Raw genomic sequence first — 1,083 nt, 5'->3', positions numbered from 1 at the left:
TTCGAGCATCACCATCACGATTTAAAATATTGATTTTATTGCCGCCTCTTTCCGCACCAATAGTAATAAGACCCATCCTATCCTGCTTAACAAGGCTATCACTCACTACATTCGTAATCTCTTTGCTAATCTCATTTTTTACATTCGTAACAGAATTACCAACTCCCGCCAAAGCATCCGCCACATTGCCATAGTCTATCTCTTCAGATTTACCATCATCCTTAACTGTCTTAACCCTAAAACTTGGAGCTTTCCATTGTCCTTGCTCATCATAACCTGCACCTCCACCAAAATAGCTAGCAACCGTCCGATTGACTGAATAAAGCTGACCACCCGTGACAGCATCCGTTGAATTAGCGGTAATCTCACCATTTGCAAGAAACGTAATTCTACTGTTTTCTTGTGTCCTGACAGCTTTGCCTTTTTCTTCTTTGCTCTTTTCATGACGTGCTACAAAGGCATTAGCTTTATCGTTCCATAACAAAGNTGCCTTTTTCTTCTTTGCTCTTTTCATGACGTGCTACAAAGGCATTAGCTTTATCGTTCCATAACAAAGCATCACCTTTAACTTGCTGAGTAATATTCGTTATGTTTTTAGTAAGTTCGCTAAACTTATTTGTTACATTATCATTGACATTCTTGATATTGCTATCAAGCTGGCTTTTGTTAACAGCGTCATTATTGTTCTTTGCTTCCCCAACACCAGAAATTATCCGATCAGCACCGCTTTCATTTGCAATATTGATTTCTGTGCCACCTACTTTTGCACCAATAGTGAGACGACTCGTTGTCTTATCTTGCTGAACAAAGCTCTCGCTTTCCACTTTGGTAATCACATTATTAACCTGTTCAGTCAATTTATTCTGAACATTCGTGATAGAACTTCCAACACCTGCAAGTGCATCCGCTACATTCTGATAATCCTTATCTTTAGATCCACCATCAGCTGTGAAGGTTTTAACCTTGAATGTAGGGGCTGTCCAAATGCCATCTTTATAACTAGCACCACCACCAAAATATTTGACTACATTCTCAGATGCTGTTTTGAGATCACTTGTTACAGTCGTAACATTTTTATTTGTT

1 pseudogene is annotated in these 1,083 nt (G+C 38.9%); it reads right to left on the bottom strand.

From position 1 onward, the window contains the following. Window positions 1–514: pseudogene (locus ACFIK7_RS08620) on the bottom strand (hypothetical protein); the annotation flags it as partial. Between the last annotated feature and the right edge of the window lie 569 nt (window positions 515–1,083).

This window comes from Bartonella sp. CL266QHHD (assembly GCF_042195355.1).
Taxonomy (GTDB): domain Bacteria; phylum Pseudomonadota; class Alphaproteobacteria; order Rhizobiales; family Rhizobiaceae; genus Bartonella.
The sequence above is the reverse complement of the archived record's forward strand: the minus strand, read 5'-3'. Positions and strand labels throughout refer to the sequence as shown.